11 protein-coding genes and 1 pseudogene are annotated in these 17606 nt (G+C 72.1%); 3 read left to right on the forward strand and 9 right to left on the reverse strand.

Annotated features, from left to right (window positions below; genetic code table 11):
• Positions 1-24: 24 nt before the first annotated feature.
• Positions 25-612: a hypothetical protein gene (locus AB0K00_RS39270; RefSeq protein WP_363531884.1), complete on the forward strand. Its 588-nt coding sequence runs from the start codon at positions 25-27 to the stop codon at positions 610-612.
• Between the two features lie 2 nt (positions 613-614).
• Here AB0K00_RS39270 and AB0K00_RS39275 read toward each other — a convergent pair whose 3' ends face one another.
• The gene (locus AB0K00_RS39275) at positions 615-1238 is read right to left on the reverse strand and encodes a hypothetical protein (RefSeq protein ID WP_363531741.1); all 624 of its coding nucleotides are present in this window, start codon (positions 1236-1238) and stop codon (positions 615-617) included.
• A 263-nt stretch (positions 1239-1501) separates the two neighbouring features.
• Here AB0K00_RS39275 and AB0K00_RS39280 point away from each other — a divergent pair, with 263 nt between their 5' ends.
• Positions 1502-3616 (forward strand): hypothetical protein, encoded by a 2115-nt coding sequence (locus tag AB0K00_RS39280; protein ID WP_363531744.1) that lies wholly within the window; start codon positions 1502-1504, stop codon positions 3614-3616.
• Positions 3617-3696: 80 nt separating this feature from the next.
• Here the strand turns inward: AB0K00_RS39280 and folE are convergent, their stop codons facing one another.
• The 7 genes and pseudogenes from folE to dacB form a co-directional block, all read right to left on the reverse strand.
• Positions 3697-4374 carry a GTP cyclohydrolase I FolE gene (gene folE / locus AB0K00_RS39285; protein WP_363531747.1) on the reverse strand — a complete coding sequence of 226 codons (678 nt, stop codon included), beginning with the start codon at positions 4372-4374 and terminating at the stop codon, positions 3697-3699.
• Positions 4375-4421: 47 nt separating this feature from the next.
• Positions 4422-6425, reverse strand: a complete 2004-nt coding sequence (gene ftsH / locus AB0K00_RS39290; protein ID WP_363531749.1) for an ATP-dependent zinc metalloprotease FtsH — start codon at positions 6423-6425, stop codon at positions 4422-4424.
• 212 nt (positions 6426-6637) lie between these two features.
• Entirely contained in the window at positions 6638-7213 is a 576-nt protein-coding gene (gene hpt, locus AB0K00_RS39295; protein ID WP_327006663.1) for a hypoxanthine phosphoribosyltransferase, read from the reverse strand.
• Positions 7214-7364: 151 nt separating this feature from the next.
• Positions 7365-8984, reverse strand: a complete 1620-nt coding sequence (locus tag AB0K00_RS39300; RefSeq protein WP_363531753.1) for a gamma-glutamyltransferase family protein — start codon at positions 8982-8984, stop codon at positions 7365-7367.
• A gap of 9 nt (positions 8985-8993) precedes the next feature.
• On the reverse strand, positions 8994-9962 hold the full coding sequence (tilS, locus tag AB0K00_RS39305) for a tRNA lysidine(34) synthetase TilS (RefSeq protein ID WP_363531756.1): 969 nt from the start codon (positions 9960-9962) through the stop codon (positions 8994-8996).
• A gap of 443 nt (positions 9963-10405) precedes the next feature.
• Positions 10406-11449 (reverse strand): annotated as a pseudogene (locus AB0K00_RS39310) (zinc-dependent metalloprotease); the annotation flags it as partial.
• Positions 11450-11523: 74 nt separating this feature from the next.
• Complete coding sequence (dacB, locus tag AB0K00_RS39315; RefSeq protein WP_363531759.1) at positions 11524-12918, reverse strand: D-alanyl-D-alanine carboxypeptidase/D-alanyl-D-alanine-endopeptidase; 1395 nt, start codon at positions 12916-12918, stop codon at positions 11524-11526.
• An 81-nt stretch (positions 12919-12999) separates the two neighbouring features.
• Here dacB and AB0K00_RS39320 point away from each other — a divergent pair, with 81 nt between their 5' ends.
• Positions 13000-13539 carry an inorganic diphosphatase gene (locus AB0K00_RS39320; protein ID WP_363531762.1) on the forward strand — a complete coding sequence of 180 codons (540 nt, stop codon included), beginning with the start codon at positions 13000-13002 and terminating at the stop codon, positions 13537-13539.
• Positions 13540-13543: 4 nt separating this feature from the next.
• Here AB0K00_RS39320 and eccCa read toward each other — a convergent pair whose 3' ends face one another.
• The gene (gene eccCa, locus AB0K00_RS39325; RefSeq protein WP_363531765.1) at positions 13544-17503 is read right to left on the reverse strand and encodes a type VII secretion protein EccCa; all 3960 of its coding nucleotides are present in this window, start codon (positions 17501-17503) and stop codon (positions 13544-13546) included.
• Positions 17504-17606 lie beyond the last annotated feature (103 nt).

A 17606-nucleotide genomic window follows, 5' to 3' on the forward strand; every position in this document is an offset into this window, starting at 1 on the left:
GATGACGATCTTCCCGACTGGGATCTGATCGCCGGCAACACCGAACGCACTCCGGCGGGCATTGAACTGGTGCCGGCCGGGTCCGTCCGCGACCTACGGGGGCGGCGGGCGATGGTCGGACTGCCAGGTCTCGGCTGGCGCGGCGACCTGCGCGTCGATGACGCGGTGGTGCAGGCGAGTCGGACGTATGTACCGGTGCTGCCGGAGCAGGAGTGGTACCGGGCCGAATCCGAACAGACCGAGGTCTTCGCGCCGCTGGTGCCGATTGAGCGGGTCTGGGTGGAGCGGATTTCGTCAGCGGTGAAGCCGGCGGAAGGCGGCTCGGACCTGGTGGGGCGGTTAGTGTCGCTGGACGCACCGCCGGCCCGGCCGCCGAGGCCGGTACGCGAGGTCGGAACTGTCACCGGGCTGCGGGTGATTCGACTGCCCGGGCCAGATGACAAGGTCGGGCGAGACGAGCGAGATCTCCGTGCGGTGACGGAGCCGTACAACAGCGCCGAGGGCGACATCTGCGTCCGAGTGTGCACGGAGCTGGACTGGTACCGGTGGGCCTGGAGTGGCCAGGCACCAAAAACCCTCGAACTACCGATCCATTTGGTCTGGATCGAATAGATCTACGTGGCTCTCTCGGCGCTACAGACTCGCCAGCCATCTTCTTTCACGAGATGGAAGGTCCACTTCTGCACGCGAATCGAGTCCTGACCGTTCTGCTCAGGAATTACGGTGTTGACATTGGCGCGTATATCAGCAGTCGTATCGCTATTATTTACCTCAAGATCAGACAACGACGTGCTAACAGATATACCATACTTACGTTCCAATTCTTCAATCTCGGCAAGCGCCTCGCTCACACTTTGAAGCTGCGGCGACGAGCATTCGAACACATGAGCACGAATCGCATCCCTCCGCTCAAAGCGCGCACTGACATACTGCTGCAGCGTGGCCGAGGGGCTACTACGCTCTGGCCTGGTGGCTTTGTCGTACAGGACGTAGGCGGTGATTGAGCCGCCCAGGCACAAGCCCACCGCGACAACCGCCAGCACCAGCAGCAGCGTCTTGCGCAGGCCGAGGCCTCGCTTCGGGGGCTCCGGTGGCTGTGGGGGAACGGCGGCGGGACGGCCGAGGGGCTCGTCCTTGCCGATGACCTCGCCCTCGAGCACCTCGTCGTCGCCGGGCCGGGAGCGGGGAATCGACCTGCCCTGATCAATGCTCGGCTCGTTCGGCTTCGATGGGTCCACGCATCAGAGGCTATCCGCCCGTACGGGGACTGGCATCCTCCCGCGCCGCTGGCGCCGAACAACACAAGCTCCCGCGCCGCCGGCGGTGAACAACCACAAGATCGCAAGTACCCGCGGCATCCCGTGCAAGATCGAAAGAGGTGGGCGGGGATGCGAAGACCAGAGCTTGCACCTGCGGGAACGTAAGACTCCCAGTGCGCCTACTGACTGGTTCCGCGGTCTGCGTTACCGTTCCCGCATCTGCTGGATCGGAAAGGGGCACGGTGGCACGCCTGCGGGCACGGATCGAGCGAGCGGCTGCGCTGCACCGGCACACCGCTGCGCTGGTCGCCGCCGCTGGGCCGGTCCTGGACGGGTATTCGCCGAGCGCGGCGCCGGCCTCGCAATATGCGGAGCAGCACGACCTCACCGCGGAGTTGCGGGCGGACGCGAACATGCTGGCCCCCGGCTGGTTGGGTGCGCAGCTGGACGCGCTCGCGCCGAGCACGCCGCTCGGGGGGCCGTTGCCGCCGACGTTCGTGCGGGTCGGGCAGGCGCATCCGCTGGATGACGCGCGGTTCCCCGTGGTGGTGCCGCTGCTGCGGGCGGGGCACATCGCCATCGACGCCGACGCCAGGGACAGCCGGGTCGCGGGGTTGCTGCGCAGTCTGGTGCTGCGGCTGCTGGCTTCGTCACCGCCGGGTTCGGTACGCATCCGCGCCATCGACGCGGTCGACTCGGGGTCCACGTTCGGGTGGTTCACCGGTATCGAGTCGATCATGCCGCCGCCGGTGAGCGATGCGGAGGGGCTTCGCGCGGTGCTGGACGAGGGCGAGCAGTGGATTGCCGCCCGCACCGACAGCCCCGGCCCGACGCTGCTGATCGTGATCGCTTCCCTGCCGGAGCTCACCGAGGGCCGGGATCTGGCCCGGATCGCGGGGCTGGCGCACGCGGGTCCCGCCGGACGGTTGCATCTGATCGCCGCGGGCTGGCCGCCGCCGCCGTTGACGGCGGAGACGACGCAGGCGCCGCTGCCGCACGCGACGCAGATCGCGATCCGTAACCCGCACGCGTGGGTGGGTGACCCGCCGGGGGGCACGTTCTCCGGCACGGGGGTGACCCCGGCCCGGCTCAACGCACCGGTGTATCTCGACCCGGACCCGCCCGCCGACCTGGTGCGGCGGGTCTGTGCCCAGCTCAGCGGGCCGTGGGGCACGCCGCCGACGCCGGTCGGTGAGCCGAGCCGGACCGCGTGGCTGAACTACGTTGCCGCCGGGCAGCGGCTCGACGTGGTCCGCCGGGAGGTCATCGCGGTGGTCGCGGAGCACAAGGCGGCGTTGAAGGCCGCCCGCGACGACCTTTCCGCGATCCGCGCGAAGCTCGCCCACCATCAGGCGTTCCTGGCGGAGATCGCCCGGGAGGCCGGTGGCCGGCCGTTCGACCTCGTGCCGAGCTGGCAGGAGACGCAGACCGCCGCGGCGGTGCTGACCGGTGCGGCCCAGCCCGCCGGTCGCCGCCGCAGCACCGCTCAGGAGCCGGCCGCCTCGTGGCCGCAGCAGGGTACGCGCACCGCCACGCTGCCAGTGAGCGCGCCGCCGGCGCCTCCCGGTGTCACCAGCCCGGCGCCGTCGTCGACGGGCAACCTCTACATGGGCTCCACCGCGGGCAACACGGGCGCGATCATGGGCCCGTTCCAGAACTACCCCGGCGGCCCCGCGACCGGCGCGCTGAACGGTCCCACGGGCGCGCAGCCGGCCTACCGCCCGCCGGTGAGCGGCGTGCCTGCCCGCCCACAGAGCCCAGGCCACGGGCCAGGCCACACGCCAGGCCACACGCCCAGCCACGCACAGACCTACCCCAAGAGCCCGGCACAGGTGAGCGGAGGCCCGGCCCGCCCGCCGGTCAGCGGTGGCCCGGTCAGGCCCGCGGCCGTCAGCGGCGTGCCGGCGTCCGTGGCCGCCGGCGCCACTGGGACAGGCACCGTGCGCCCTCTGAGCCCCCCAGCGCCCGAGTCCCTACCGGGGAGGGTGTCCCATGCCCTGCGCGTGGCAGCGGCCGGCCTGAAGCAGTCTGAGGGCGCGCTCGCCGCCCCTGACCGGTCCGGCACGGCGTCCAGTTCCCGCGTCTGGATCAACGCCGCGATCTACTTCACGTTCGCCGTGCTTGCCGCCATCGTCCAGGTACCGACGCTGCTGGCAGGCGAGCGGTTCGACGAGATCAGTCTGCTGGCGCTGCCCTGCGCGCTGGTGCTGCCTGCGCTCGCCTTCGTCCTGGGCTGGCTGACGATCGGCGCGACGACCCGCCGCCCCACGGCGAGGACCCCGGTGATGGGCATGGCGATCAGCCTCCTCGCCCTGATCCCCATGATCGTCTTCGCCGCCGTCCTGTTCCTGGACTGACCCCGACAGCAGGACGCCGGCGCCCTGAAGCAGGACGCCGGCCAAGAACCATGAAAGGCGAGGAAGGGCGAGGAAAGGCCTCAGCCCCGCAGGATCAGCGACATCGCCTCGGCGCGTGACTTCGCGTCGTCGCGGAGCAGCCCCCGGACCGCAGACGTGATCGTGCGCGAGCCGCCCTTCTGGATGCCGCGCATCGACATGCACATGTGCGTGCACTCGATGACCACGATGACGCCGCGCGGGTTGAGCTCGGTCATCAGCAGGTCGGCGATCTGCGAGTTGAGCCGCTCCTGGACCTGCGGGCGCCGGGCATACACCTCGACCAGCCGGGCCAACTTCGACAAGCCGGTGATGCGACCGTCGTGCCCGGGGATGTAGCCGATGTGGGCTACGCCGTGGAACGGCAGCAGGTGGTGCTCGCACATCGACATGACCTCGATGTCGCGGACCAGGACGAGTTCCTCGTGGTCCGCCTCGAAGGTCGTGGACAGCACCTGGGCGGGGTCGACGCGCAGCCCTGCGAACAGCTCGGCATAGGCCCGGGCGACCCGGGCGGGTGTCTTGCGTAGCCCGTCGCGGTCCGGGTCCTCGCCGATGGCCAGGAGGATCTCGCGGACCGCGTCCTCGATGCGCTTCAGGTCGACGTTGCGCTCGACCTCGACGCCGCCGAGCTTTCCGCTGACGAGCCGGGCCGCGACGTGGTCGAGCTCGACCCCGGCGTCGATCAGGTCGCCTTCGACGATTCTCTCCTGGGACACACCGAACCCGACGACATTGTCGTCGGGTTCGGTGCTGCTGGTCTCGTTCAGTTTTTGCCGTCCGTGGTCTCGCCGCCACTGGTGATCCGCACGTGGTCACCGTCGCCGTTCAACCCGACCGGCTGGCCGACGTCGGCTCCGTTGGCGCCGGACTCGAGGGCCCGCCGCCGGCGGCCGTTGCCGCTGTAGGGAGCCATCGGGGGACGCTTGACCACGCGGGCGCAGATGCGGGCCATGTCGGTCTGGGAGATGGTCTCCTTCTCGAACAGCTCCTCGACGATCTGGTCGAGCACGTCGCGGTATTCGACCAGGATCTCCCACGCCTCGTCGTGCGCGATCTCGATGAGGGCGCGCATCTCGCCGTCGATCTCGGCCGCGACCTTCTCCGAGTAGTCCCGCTCGTGGCCCATCGTGCGGCCCAGGAACGGCTCGCCGTCGCCGACGCCGTACTTGACGGCGCCGAGCTTGGCGCTCATGCCGTACTCCGTGATCATCGACCGGGCGAGCGCGGTCGCCTTCTCGATGTCGTTGCCGGCGCCGGTGGTCGGCTCGTGGAAGACGAGCTCCTCGGCGGCCCGGCCACCCAGCGCGTAGGCCAGGGTGTCGATCATCTCGGAGCGGGTCTGCGTGTACTTGTCCTCGGTCGGCAGGACCAGCGTGTGGCCCAGCGAACGGCCGCGGGACAGGATCGTCACCTTGTGCACCGGCGCGGAGTGCGGCAGTGCCCAGGCGACCAGCGCGTGGCCGCCCTCGTGATAGGCGGTGACCCGCTTCTCGTGGTCGCTCATGATGCGGGTGCGCCGCTCGGGGCCCGCGACGACCCGGTCGATCGCCTCTTCGAGGTAGTCGTTGGTGATCGCGCGCTTCTCGTGGCGGGCGGTCAGCAGCGCCGACTCGTTGATGACGTTGGCCAGGTCCGCGCCGGTGAAGCCGGGCGTGCGGCGGGCGACCGCGTCGAGGTCGACGTCGGGCGTGAACGGCTTGCCCTTGGCGTGCACCCGCAGGATGGCCTTGCGGCCCTCCATGTCGGGGCGGTCGACAGGGATCTGCCGGTCGAAGCGGCCCGGGCGCAGCAGTGCCGGGTCGAGGATGTCGGGCCGGTTGGTCGCCGCGATCAGGATCACGCCGCCCTTGGTGTCGAAGCCGTCCATCTCGACGAGGAGCTGGTTGAGCGTCTGCTCGCGCTCGTCGTGCCCGCCGCCCATGCCGGCGCCACGGTGGCGGCCGACCGCGTCGATCTCGTCGACGAAGACGATGGCGGGCGCGTTGGCCTTGGCCTGCTCGAACAGGTCACGGACCCGGGAGGCACCGACACCGACGAACATCTCGACGAAGTCCGAGCCGGAGATCGAGTAGAACGGCACGCCGGCCTCGCCGGCGACGGCGCGGGCCAGCAGCGTCTTACCGGTGCCGGGCGGGCCGTAGAGCAGGACGCCCTTCGGGATCTTCGCGCCGAGCGCCTGGTACTTGGCCGGGGCCTGCAGGAAGTCCTTGATCTCGTGCAGCTCTTCGACGGCCTCGTCGGAGCCGGCGACGTCGGCGAAGGTCGTCTTCGGCGTGTCCTTGGAGATCAGCTTCGCTTTGGACTTGCCGAAGTTGAGCACCCGGGAGCCGCCGCCCTGCATCTGCGACATGAAGAGCAGCAGCAGCACGACCAGCACCGCGATGGGCAGCAGGTTGATCAGGAGGCTGACGAATATGTTGTCTTGAGTGACATTGACGTTGTACTGGTCGAGCTTCTTGTCCGCCTGCAGCGTGGCGAGCTCGTTCTGCAGCTCGTCGGCGAACTGGGCGGAGAACTGGGTCTCGACCTTGTCAGTCTTGGTGTTTTTGATCGTTTCCTTGGTCCTCAGGTCAAGTCTGAGCGTCTGCTCCTTGTCCTGAATCACCGCCTTCTTGGCCTTGCCCTCACGCAACAGGGCAAGCACCTGCGATGTGTCCGCCTTGGTGTAGCTGGGGCCGGACGTGAAGAAGGAACTAAGGACGATCGCACCGATGATCACCAGGAGGATCCAGACCACCGGCCGGCGGAACAAACGGGTACGTTCCATGTTGTCGTCGGGCGCACGCGGCGCCCGGCCCCTCCATCCGTAAGACCGCTGACCACGCCGGACCCACTGTGCCGACGCGATGTCGAAAACGTCGAGGAGTATGGTCCGGTTGACGCTCGCGACCATTTGACGGTACACCGTGGCACCGACAGTCGCGGATCGGCGTGGGCCGCCGAGGAGATGCTCCCAGCAGACTCTCAGGAAGAGCCGGGTCAGCCGCGCCCGTAGACCGACGGCTTGAGGACCCCCACGAACGGCAGGTCACGGTAGCGCTCGGCATAGTCGAGCCCATATCCGACGACGAACTCGCTGGGGATGTCGTAACCGACGTAGCGCACCGGCACGTTCACTCTCAGCGCATCGGGCTTGCGCAGCAGCGCCACCACGTCGACCTGGGCCGCGGAGCGGCTCTGCAGATACTTGAGCAGCCACGACAGCGTGAGCCCCGAGTCGACGATGTCCTCGACGACGATCACGTGGCGGCCGGCGATGTCGCGGTCCAGGTCCTTGAGGATGCGAACGACCCCGGAGGACGTCGTGCCCTGCCCGTAGGAGGAGACGGCCATGAACTCGAGCTCGACGGGTGGGCCGACCCGGCCCAGCGCGCGGGCGAAGTCCGCCATGAACATGACGGCGCCCTTGAGCACCCCGACGAGGAGGATCGACTCGGCGTCGGCGTAGTCCGCCGCGACCTGCTTGGCGAGCTCGGCCGTTTTGTCCCGGATCTGCTCCTCGCTGATGATCACGTGGTCGATGTCGGACGCATGCCAGGTGGTGCCGTCGGCCATGCCCCTAGCCTGCCGCATCGGCCCTCCCGGATCGACGGCGGGTCACCCTCGAGAGACCCGCGTCGCAGGAGAGGTCACACAACACAGCGACCCGCGTCGCGGAAGAGGTCACACGACAGGGACCCGCGTCGCAGGAGAGGTCGCAGGACGGTCAGTAGCCCGCCGCCATCCCGTCCGCACGGGGCTCGGAGCCGGCGACGTAGCCGGACGGCGTGCGCCAGATCGCCTGCCCGTAGCCGAAGGCGCCCTGCTCGTCGACGATGCGCACCTGGTGCCCGCGCCGCCGCAGGTCGTCGGCGGCGCCGGCGAGCCCCGGCTCGAGGTGCACGTCGAGCCCCGTGTGCCAGTACCAGCGCGGCCGGTCCAGCGCGGCCTGCGGATCCAGCAAGTCGTCGACGGTCGAGCGGACCACCTGCACGTGACCCTGCGGCTGCATGTGCCCGCCCATGACGCCGAACGGGCCGACCGCGGCGCCGTCCCTGGTCAGGAATCCCGGGATGATGGTGTGGAAGGGGCGCCGGCCCGGCCCCACCTCGTTCGGGTGCCCCTCGGCGAGCGCGAAGCCGGCCCCCCGGTTCTGCAGGCTGAAGCCGGTGCCGGGCACCACGACGTGCGAGCCGAAGCCCATGTAGTTCGACTGGATCAGGCTGACCATGCGCCCGTCGGCGTCCGCCGTGCAGAGGTAGACCGTCCCGCCTCGTGCGGGATCACCGGGCGGGTGCTCGGCGGCGTCCGGGCCGATACGGCCCCGGCGCTCCGCCAGATAGTCGGCATCCAACAGATGCGGCGGGTGTACGACCAGCGAAGGGTCCCCGATGTAGGCGTGCGCGTCGGCGAAGCCGAGTTTGACCGCCTCGATCTGCCGGTGCAGGTCATCCTCGCCACCGGCGCTGAAACCGTCCAGGATCCCGAGTGCCTGCAGCGCGGCGATGCCCTGACCGTTGGGCGGCAGCTCCCAGACCTCGTGCCCGCGGTACCCCACCGACAGCGGCTCGACCCAGAGCGATGTGTGCCCGGCCAGGTCGGCCTCCCGCAGCAGCCCGCCGGTCCGCTCGGCGTAGGCCACCAGCGCCTCGGCGATCTCGCCCCGGTAGAACGACTCGCCGCCGGTCGCCGCGATGGAGCGCAGCGTGCTGGCGGCGTCCGGGTTGCTGAACCGCTCCCCGGCCCGCGGCGCCCGGCCGCCGAGTGTGAAGACGCGGCTCCACTCGGTGAACTCCTCGCCGGTCAGCCCCGCCTGCACCACCTCGACCGCGCGGTCCCAGTGATGCGCGACGGTCGGCGACACCCCGTAGCCGCGCTCGGCGTAGGCGACCGCGTCGTCGAACAGGTCCGCGAACGGCAGCGAGCCGAAGCGTCCGTGCAGGTCACGCCAGCCGGCCGGGGCGCCGGGGACGGTCACCGGCAGCCAGCCGCGGGCCGGCATGACCCGGGCCGCGACGGCCTGCGCGCCGCCGAGCGCGGACGCGGCGCGCGCGGCCGGCGCGCGCTCGATGACGAGGTCGCGGGTCAGCAGCGCCGGCGAGCGACCCGAGGCGTTCAGCCCGTGCAACTGTGAGCCGTCCCACACCAGGGCGAACAGGTCGCTGCCGATGTCGTTCGAGCCCGGCTGGAGCACGGTCAGTGCGGCGGCGGTCGCGATGGCGGCATCGATGGCGTTGCCACCGCGGCGCAGCACCGCCAGCCCCGCGGACGCGGCGAGCGGCTGCGCGGTCGCCACGACGCCGCGCGGTGCGTGGACCGGCCGGCGCTGGTGCAGGTCTTTCGACATTTGTGGATCTTATGCGATGCGGCGCAGCCTGCCGCCCTGGCGGGCGACCCGCAGGCCGCCGGGCAGCGCCGCCGGGCCCTGCCCGTGCCAGTCGGTGATGAGCGCGTCCATGGCGACCACGTGGCGGTGCGAGAGCGCGCCGCCGGACACCCCGAGCCGGCGGGCCCAGGAGTGCAGCACCCGCGTGCGGACCGGCGGCGGGAGCCGCTCCAGCTGGGCGACGTCGAGCTCCTCCGCGCCGACAAAGGCCTTGTCGAACGCGTCGGAGGCGAGCTCGTCGAGCAGGGCGGTGTCGGCCGCGATCAGCCCCGCGGTCCGGGCGAGGTTGTCGATCACGGCCGGGCCGAGCGCGGCGACCAGCGGCCGGACGCGCGAGCGGGCATACGCGTGGTCGGTGTTGTGCGGGTCCTCCCACGGCGTCAGCCCCGCCACCTCGCACGCCGCCCTGGTGTCGGCCCGCGTCACGTCCAGCAGCGGCCGGGCGAACAGCACCCCCTGGCGCTCGCGCCTGGCCGGCATCCCGGCCAGCCCGTGCGGGCCGGCGCCGCGGGTCAGGGCCAGCAGCACCGTCTCGGCCTGGTCGTCGCGGGTGTGGCCGAGCAGGACCAGGACCGCCCGGTGCGCCTTCGCGGCGGCGACCAGCGCCGCATACCGGGCGTTACGGGCGGACGCCTCCGGCCCTCCGTGCCCGGCGACCTTCACGGCCCGCACGTCCACCGGGTCGAACTCGTGGTCCCGGGCCCAGCCGGCGAGCCGCGCGGCCCGCTCCCCGGATCCGGCCTGCAGGCCGTGGTCGACCGTGACGAACCCGCAGTGCGTGCGCATGCGCTGGGTGACGAACCTGGCCGCCACCGCGAGCGCGAGCGAGTCCGCGCCGCCGGAGCAGGCGACCAGCACCATGTCACCGGGCGACACGTCGGCCAGGCCACGCCGGACCGCGGCACGCACCGCGGCCACGGCCGGCGCGAGCGCGGCCATCGCGATCAGCCGGTGGCGTCGGGCTTGGCCGGCCGATCCTGAGCGTCGTCGACCTCGTCGTCGCCGTCCGCCTGCGCCGCCGGCGGCTCCACCTCGGCGGGCTCCACCTCGTCCGCATCATCCGCCGCAGCGGACTCGCCGCCGCCCTGCTCCGCGGCAGGCTCGGCAACGCTCTCGGCAGCGGGCTCGACGGTCGTGGTCGCCGCGGTGACCGGGGTGGGCGCCGTGGCCTCCTCGGCCGACAGGCCCGCGACCTCGGTGGACTCCGCGATGCCGGCCTCGGCCGGCGCCGTCTCCACGGGCTCCGGCACCGTCGGCACGGGAGCCGGCGGCACCTCGACGACCCCCGCCTTGGCCGGGGACGCCGCCGGCGACGGGACGGTCGTGGCGGTCGCGGCCTGCGCGACGGGCGGGATGGCGACGGGCCGGTTCAGCGCGCTCGCGCCGTGCACCCGCACCACCCACGCGTCGGGGTCGCCCAGCTCGTCGAGGCGCGGGATGGTCAGCGGCGACTGCCAGATCTTGTTGAAGCCGTCCATGCCGACGCGCTCCACGACCGCGTGGACGAACTTGCGGCCCTCGGCATACTGGCGCATCTTCACGTCGACGCCGAGCAGCTTGCGCAGCACCCGGTCGAGCGGGTTGGCGGTCGCCTCGCGGCGCCGGTTGAACTTGGCCCGGATCTCCTCGACCGACGGCAGCACCTCGGGGCCGACGCCGTCCATGACGAACTCGGCGTGCCCCTCCAGGACCGTCATCAGGGCGGTGAGCCGGTCGAGCACGGCCCGCTGGCCGGGCGTCTGGACCAGGTCGAGCACCGACACCTTGCTGTTGGGGTCGCGGACCACATCGGCGAGGGCACCGATGCCACGGCGGAGCCGCTCGGCCAGCTGATCCTGGTTGAGCTGGGAGGCGTCCACGAACGCGCCGACCTCACCCAGGAAATAGCCCCGCATCCAGGGGACCGCGGTGAACTGGACCCGGTGGGTGACCTCGTGCAGGCACACCCAGAGCCGGAAGTCGCGGGAGTCGGCGCCGAGCCGGCGCTCCGCCTCGACGATGTTGGGGGCGACCAGCAGCAGCTGGCCGGGGTCGGCGGAGAAGACCTCATACTGCCCGAGGACCTTGCCCGACAGATATGCCAGCACGGTGCCCGCCTGCACGCCGGTGAACCGTGAGCCGATCGCGCTGGTGATCGGGCCCGGCTGCTTGCCGCCGGCGAGCCGCTCCGCGAGCGGCTGGATCACCTGCCGGAGGCCCTCGATGTTGGTCGCCGCCCAGTCACGGCGGTCGACGATGCGCACCGGCGGTGCCAAAAGTTTTGTGCGCAGACCGGTGAAGGAGCTGACGTGCTCGGTCGCCTCGTCCGCCAATCCCCGAAGATCGGTGACTGCGGCGGCGGCCTCCTCGTAGGACACGGCAGGGCCGCTCTTGCCCAACGCCGCGGCGGTTGCCGCGGCCAGATCCCAATCGACGAACTGCGCCATGAACCCACCGTACCCGCGCCCGACCACCGCCTGCCGCCGAGACGACCGGACTTCGACCTTCAGTAGTCCCCCGACTACCGACAGCCACAGGCGGCAAGCGCGGCGGCGACCCGGTCGAGCGCGACGACGGCCTTGTCCCGGTCGGTGGTCTGATCGGCCATGAACGCGAACGCAAGCGTCCGCCCGTCGGCGTCCACCACGATCCCGGTGAGCGAGTTGACGCCGGTGAGCGTGCCCGTTTTCGCCCGGACCATGCCGGCCGCGCCGGAACCCTCCTGCGGCTTGGTGAACCGCAACGCCAGGGTTCCTGAATACCCGGCGACCGGCAGCCCGCCGAAGATCGCGTGCAGGTCGGCCCGGTCGGAGCGGGCGGACATCGCCAGGAGCGTGGTGAGCAGCGCCGGGGACAGCCGGTCGTTGCGGGAGAACCCGCTGCCGTCGACCAGCCCGTACCCGGTCACGGGCACGTTCAGCTCCTCCAGCACGGCCCGCATCGCCGCGGCGCCACCCTCGAACGACGCCGGCTGGCCCTTGGCGAGGGCGACCTGCCGGGCGAGGATGTCCGCGAGCACGTTGTCGCTCTCCATCAGCATGAACTCGACCAGCCGCACCATCGGCGCCGACTCGACCTTGCCGAGTTCCTGGGCACCCGCCGGCGCGGTGCCCGCGACGGCGGCGGCGGCCGGCAGCCCGAGCATCTTCGCGAACGCCTGCGCGGCCTGGACATCGGGCTGCGGATACCGGATGGCGTACCTGCCGCTGTTCGGCCGCCCGCCCTCGGTCATCAGCGGGGTGATCACTGCGCCGGAGCCCTCGGTGGTGGCGTCGGCGTCCCAGCCCGGGCCGATCCCGGACCCCGTGAACACGGAGTTGTCGTAGATGACCTTCGTCGGCGCCGTGTCGCCGAGCGCCTTCTTCACCTGGGCGGCCAGGTCGTCGAGGCGGGCCGCTCCCGGATAGTAGGAGGTCGGGAACACGGCGAGGGTCGGGTCGCCGCCGGCGACGATGACGACCTCGCCCGGCTGCGCGCCGGCGACGACACGGGTCGGGATGCGATACGCCGGCCCGCGCGCGGCGAGCGCCGCCACGGCCGTGACGATCTTCGTGGTCGAGGCCGGCGTCATCGCCGCGTCGGGCTCGGAGGAGAACAGGACCTGTCCGGTCGCCACGTCCACGACGGAGGCGGTGATGTGCGGGCCGAGCGCGGGCGCGGCCAGCAGCGACGTCAGCGCGGCCTTCACCCCGTCCGGCGACGGCAGCGGCGCCTGGCTGTCCATCGCGGAAAGGACCGCGGGCGGCAGTTCGGGCGTGACCCCGGCGGTCCATCTGGCCTGCTCGTCCGGCCCGGCGAGGCCCAGCAGCCGGATGGTCTGCGGGCCGGCATACACCGAACCGAGCGCGGCAACGAGCGCCACGACCAGCGCGATGGCCGCGACGACAGTGCCAACCTGTGGTCTTTCCCTCGCCAACGGACCCTCCCCGTTCTCCGTCGTGGTGCTGTCAGGGAGACTAATGGTCGGCGCAGCGGTGCGAGGGTGAGGAGTCATCAGATGGACTTCGACGTAACGGTCGAAATCCCGAAAGGTCAACGCAACAAGTATGAGGTTGACCATGCGACCGGCCGGATCCGGCTCGACCGGACGCTGTTCACCTCGACGCAGTACCCGGCCGACTACGGCTTCATCGAGGGCACACTCGGCCAGGACGAGGACCCGCTCGACGCGCTCGTGCTGGTGCAGTCCCCAACGTTCCCGGGCTGCCTGATTCGCTCGCGGGCGATCGGCATGTTCCGCATGACGGACGAAAAGGGCGGCGACGACAAGGTGCTCTGCGTGCCCGCGGAGGACCCGCGGCTGGAGCACCTGCGCGACATCCACCACCTGGGCGAGTTCGACCGGCTGGAGATCCAGCACTTCTTCGAGGTCTACAAGGACCTGGAGCCGGGCAAGAGCGTCGAGGGCGCCACGTGGGTGGGCCGGGTCGAGGCCGAGGCCGAGATCGTCGCCTCCCGCAAGCGTTACCAGGAAGCGATCGCGGACGGCACCTATCACGACCCGGGCGTCGCCCCGAACGCCCGACCGATCGAATAGCGCCTCAGCCCGCCTCGACGTGCGCCACCTGGATCAGGCGCGCGCCGTCGCGGCGGGTGACCAGCCAGCCCCGCCCCGGCGGCAGCGGACCGGGGCGGACGTTGCCGAGCAGCGCCCCCTCCTCCCGGTCCCCGGACAGCAGCAGGCCCGGTGAGGACAGCTCCCGCAGCCGCTGCAGCACGGGCTCGAACAATGCCCGTGACGCGCCGCCGCTGCGCCGCGCCACGACCAGGTGCAGGCCGATGTCCCGGGCCTGCGCGAGGTAGGGCAGCAGCGGATCGAGCGGGTTGCCTGGCCCGGTGACCACCAGGTCGTAGTCGTCGACCAGCACGAAGCACTCCGGCCCGGCCCACCAGCCGCGGGTGCGGAGCTGGTCCTGGGTCACGTCGGGTCCCGGCAGGCGCCGCTGCATGTAGGCGGCGACGGAGGCGATGAGGTCCTCGGTCTGCTGGGCGCCGGTGCCGTAGCCGATGAGGTGCTCGGTGCGCACGGCGCCGAGCAGGCTGCGCCGGTGGTCGACGAGCACGATGCGCGCCGCCTCGGGCGCGAACCGGTCGCTGATCGTCGTGGCCAGGCCGCGCAGCAGCGTCGACTTGCCCGACCCGGCGTCGCCGAAGACCAGCAGGTGCGGCTCCGCGCCGAAGTCGACCCGGGCCGGGCCCAGGTCGACCTCGGCGATGCCGATCGGCAGGTCGAGCGGGCGGGCCGGGTCGGCAGGGACGGCGGCGGCGCCGGCCATGGCCGCGTAGGGCACGTGGCTCGGCAGCAGCCGCACGCGCGGCGCGGCCGCCCCGCTCCAGGCCGCCGCGACCGCCTTGACCAGGTCGGCCTGGTCGCCACCGGCCAGCGCCGGCAGGGCGACCAGCAGGTGCAGCCCGTCGGCGGTGACGCCCCGCCCGGGTGCCTCCTTCGGCACGTTCGCGGCGGCCTTGCGGGACGCGAGGGAGTCGCTCTCGTCGCCGAGCCGCAGCTCGATGCGGGAGCCGAGCAGGTCCCGCAGCGCCGGCCGGAAGTCCATCCAGCGGGACGCGGACGCGGCGACGTGGATGCCGTAGGACAGGCCGCGGGTGGCGATGTCGGTGATCGCGCCTTCGAGGTCGTCGTACTCGCCGCGGACCGTCGCCCAGCCGTCGACCACCAGGAATACGTCACCCCACGCGTCGGCGGCCGCGGCGGTGGCGCGGCGGCGCCGATACGTGGCCATGCTGTCGACGCCGGTCTCGGCGAAGCGCCGCTCCCGGTCGTTGAGCAGCGCCGCGACCTCGCCGACGGTGCGGCGGACCGCGGCCGGGTCGAGCCGGCCGGCGACCCCGCCGACGTGTGGCAGGTCCCGCAGGCCGAGCAGCTGCCCGCCGCCGAAGTCGAGGCAGTACACCTGGACCTCGGCGGGGGTGTGGGTCAGCGCGAGCCCGGCGATCAGCGTGCGCAGCGCCACCGACTTGCCGCTCTGCGTGCCGCCGACGACGGCGACGTGCCCGTTGGCGCTGTCGAGGTTGAGCCACAGCACGTCGCGGCGCTGCGACAGCGGCTTGTCGACCAGCCCGACCGGCACCTGCAACGCCCCGCGCAGCCGCGGGTCGGCGACGCTCAGGCCGCGGCCCGCCACAGGCGCGACCGGGCCGAGCAGCTCGTCGATCGACGGCGGCGGGCCCAGCGGCGGCAGCCACACCTGGTGCGCGGGGACACCCTGCCCGGCCAGCCGGTCGACGAGGATGTCGAGCAGGCTCCCCGTCGGCTCGTCCGCCGGAGGATCCGGCAACGCGCGTGGCGGCGCGAACCGCGTGTCGTACACCGCGACCCGCCGACCGAGGCCGGCCGCCGCGCCCGATCGTCCGGGCTGATGGTGGGCCCCGGACACATATGCCGCCTTGAACCTGGTCAGCGGCTCGGTCCCGGACTTCAGGTAGCCGTGCCCGGGCGAGCGCGGCAGCTCATACGCGTCGGGGACGCCGAGCACCGTGCGCGACTCCAGCGATGAGAACGTCCGCAGGCCCACCCGGTACGAAAGGTGCGTGTCGAGGCCACGCAACCGGCCCTCCTCGAGCCGCTGCGAGGCCAGCAGCAGGTGCACGCCCAGCGACCGGCCGACCCGCCCGAGCTGCACGAACAGGTCGATGAAGTCCGGCTTCGCCTCCAGCAGCTCGCTGAACTCGTCGCAGACCACCAGCAGGCTCGGCAGCGGCGCGAGTGGCGCACCGCCGGCGCGGGCCCGCTCGTAGTCGCGGACCGAGTCGTAGTCGCCGGCGCGGCGCAGCAGCTCCTGGCGCCGCACGACCTCGCCGTTGATCGCGTCGGTCATGCGGTCGACCAGCGGCAGCTCCGCCTCCAGGTTGGTGATGAACGCGGCGACGTGCGGCAACCGGTCCAGCCGCGCGAACGTCGCGCCGCCCTTGAAGTCGATGAGCACGAAGTTGAGGGTCTCGGACGAGTGTGTGACGGCCAGGCCGAGCACCAGCGTGCGCAGCAGCTCCGACTTGCCGGATCCGGTCGCGCCGATCAGCAGCCCGTGCGGGCCCATGCCGTCCTGCGCCGACTCCTTCAGGTCGATCTCCACCGGCTGCCCCTGCGGGTCGACCCCGATCGGGACCCGCAGCCGGTCGCGGTGCGGACGCGGCGCCCACGCCCTCGCCACGTCGAGCGACCATGGGTCGTCCAGCGCCAGCAACGCGGCCAGGTCGGTGCTGGTGTCCCGTTTGGCGTTGTCGTCGCCGGTACCGGCGGCGACCGCCAACCTCAGTGGTGCCAGGCGGCGGGCGAGCGCCTCGGCCTCGACGGTGGCGAGGGCGTCGGGCACCCCGATCGACGCGCTCGGGCCGGCGGGGTCGCCGTCGGCGGGCACGGCCGTGGTCGTCAGCCGCCCACCCGACGGGTCGAGCACGATCGCGGCCGGATCGAGCAGCCGCGACGGCGGGCCGTCCAGGTCGATCAGGGTCACCCCGTCGACGCCGCCGTCGGTGCCGAGGTGGCCGCTGCCGGTGAGGTCAGCACCGTCGAGCACGACCACCAGGTGCGGCGCGGCCCGCTGCGCCGCGCTGCGGTCCGGGGCGAACCTGGCCCGGTTGGCGAGCAGGTCGTCCAGCAGGCCCTCCAGCTCGACCGCCGAGCCCGCGACCAGCCGGACCGGGCCGACCGCGTCCGTGCGGGCCGGGTGCATGGCGTGTGGCAGCCACTTCGTCCACTCCCAGCGCTCGCGGCGGTGCGGTGCGGCACAGACCGCGATCAGCAGGTCCTCGGGGGCGTGGAACACCGCCAGCTGGGCCAGCATTGCCCGTACCAGTGCCGGCGCTGCCTCCGGATCGGACGTTTCGGGGCTCAGATGGACGCGGGCGAAGCTGCGCAGCGAGATCGCCACCGGCAGGTCGGGCACCACCGAGAAGGCGTCGAGGAACCGGCGCAGCGCCCCGGCGGTCAGCGGCTCCAGCTCCGCCGGCGGCCCGGTCAGCGGCGGGTGCAGCGGCGTCGCCAGGGTCTGCGGGCCGACCGCGACCCGCACGACCGCGAAGTCGCCGTCGCTCGGGCGCCGCTCCCACAACCGGAAGCTGTCCACCGTCGACCACAGCGAACCCGGATCGGGATGCCGGTAGTGCAGCCCGGTGCGCTGCTTCGCGGCGGTGTCGCGGACCTGCCGGCGCAACGCCGCCAGGTGACGCAGATAGTCCCGGCGGGCGGCGATCATCTCGGCCTTCTTCGGCCCGCCGCCCGCACCGGCCGACGTCAGCAGCATGCCCAGCGTCGAGAAGCCGAACACCGCCCCGATCACATACGAATACGTCCCGCCGTCCCGCCCGGCGAACAGCAGCGCCGTGGCGAGGGTGCCGGTGAGCATCGGCACCACCTGGAGCATCTGCTGCCAGCGCGACGGCGGCGCCGGCGGGAGCTCCGGCGGTGCCTGGACGACGAGGTCGCCGCTCGGGATCTCGGGCGCGGGCCGCCGCGGCGACCGCTTCACGACGACCGTGCTCACGCCAGGAACTGTAAATCCGGCACGGGCGGCGCGGGACCCCAGATGCGTCCTGCGTGACAACTCCATCACACAACGTCCGATTCGCGGCGACGGGACGACGCCC

Origin of the sequence: Dactylosporangium sp. NPDC049525 (assembly GCF_040676755.1) — a bacterium.
Lineage (GTDB): Bacteria > Actinomycetota > Actinomycetes > Mycobacteriales > Micromonosporaceae > Dactylosporangium.

Bases quoted from the DNA above. Each gene is read 5' to 3' on its own strand.
- ftsH (WP_363531749.1), bottom strand. From the start codon at position 6,425: ATGGAACGTACCCGTTTGTTCCGCCGGCCGGTGGTCTGGATCCTCCTG.
- hpt (WP_327006663.1), bottom strand. From the start codon at position 7,213: ATGGCCGACGGCACCACCTGGCATGCGTCCGACATCGACCACGTGATC.
- AB0K00_RS39300 (WP_363531753.1), bottom strand. From the start codon at position 8,984: ATGTCGAAAGACCTGCACCAGCGCCGGCCGGTCCACGCACCGCGCGGC.
- tilS (WP_363531756.1), bottom strand. From the start codon at position 9,962: ATGGCCGCGCTCGCGCCGGCCGTGGCCGCGGTGCGTGCCGCGGTCCGG.
- AB0K00_RS39320 (WP_363531762.1), top strand. From the start codon at position 13,000: ATGGACTTCGACGTAACGGTCGAAATCCCGAAAGGTCAACGCAACAAG.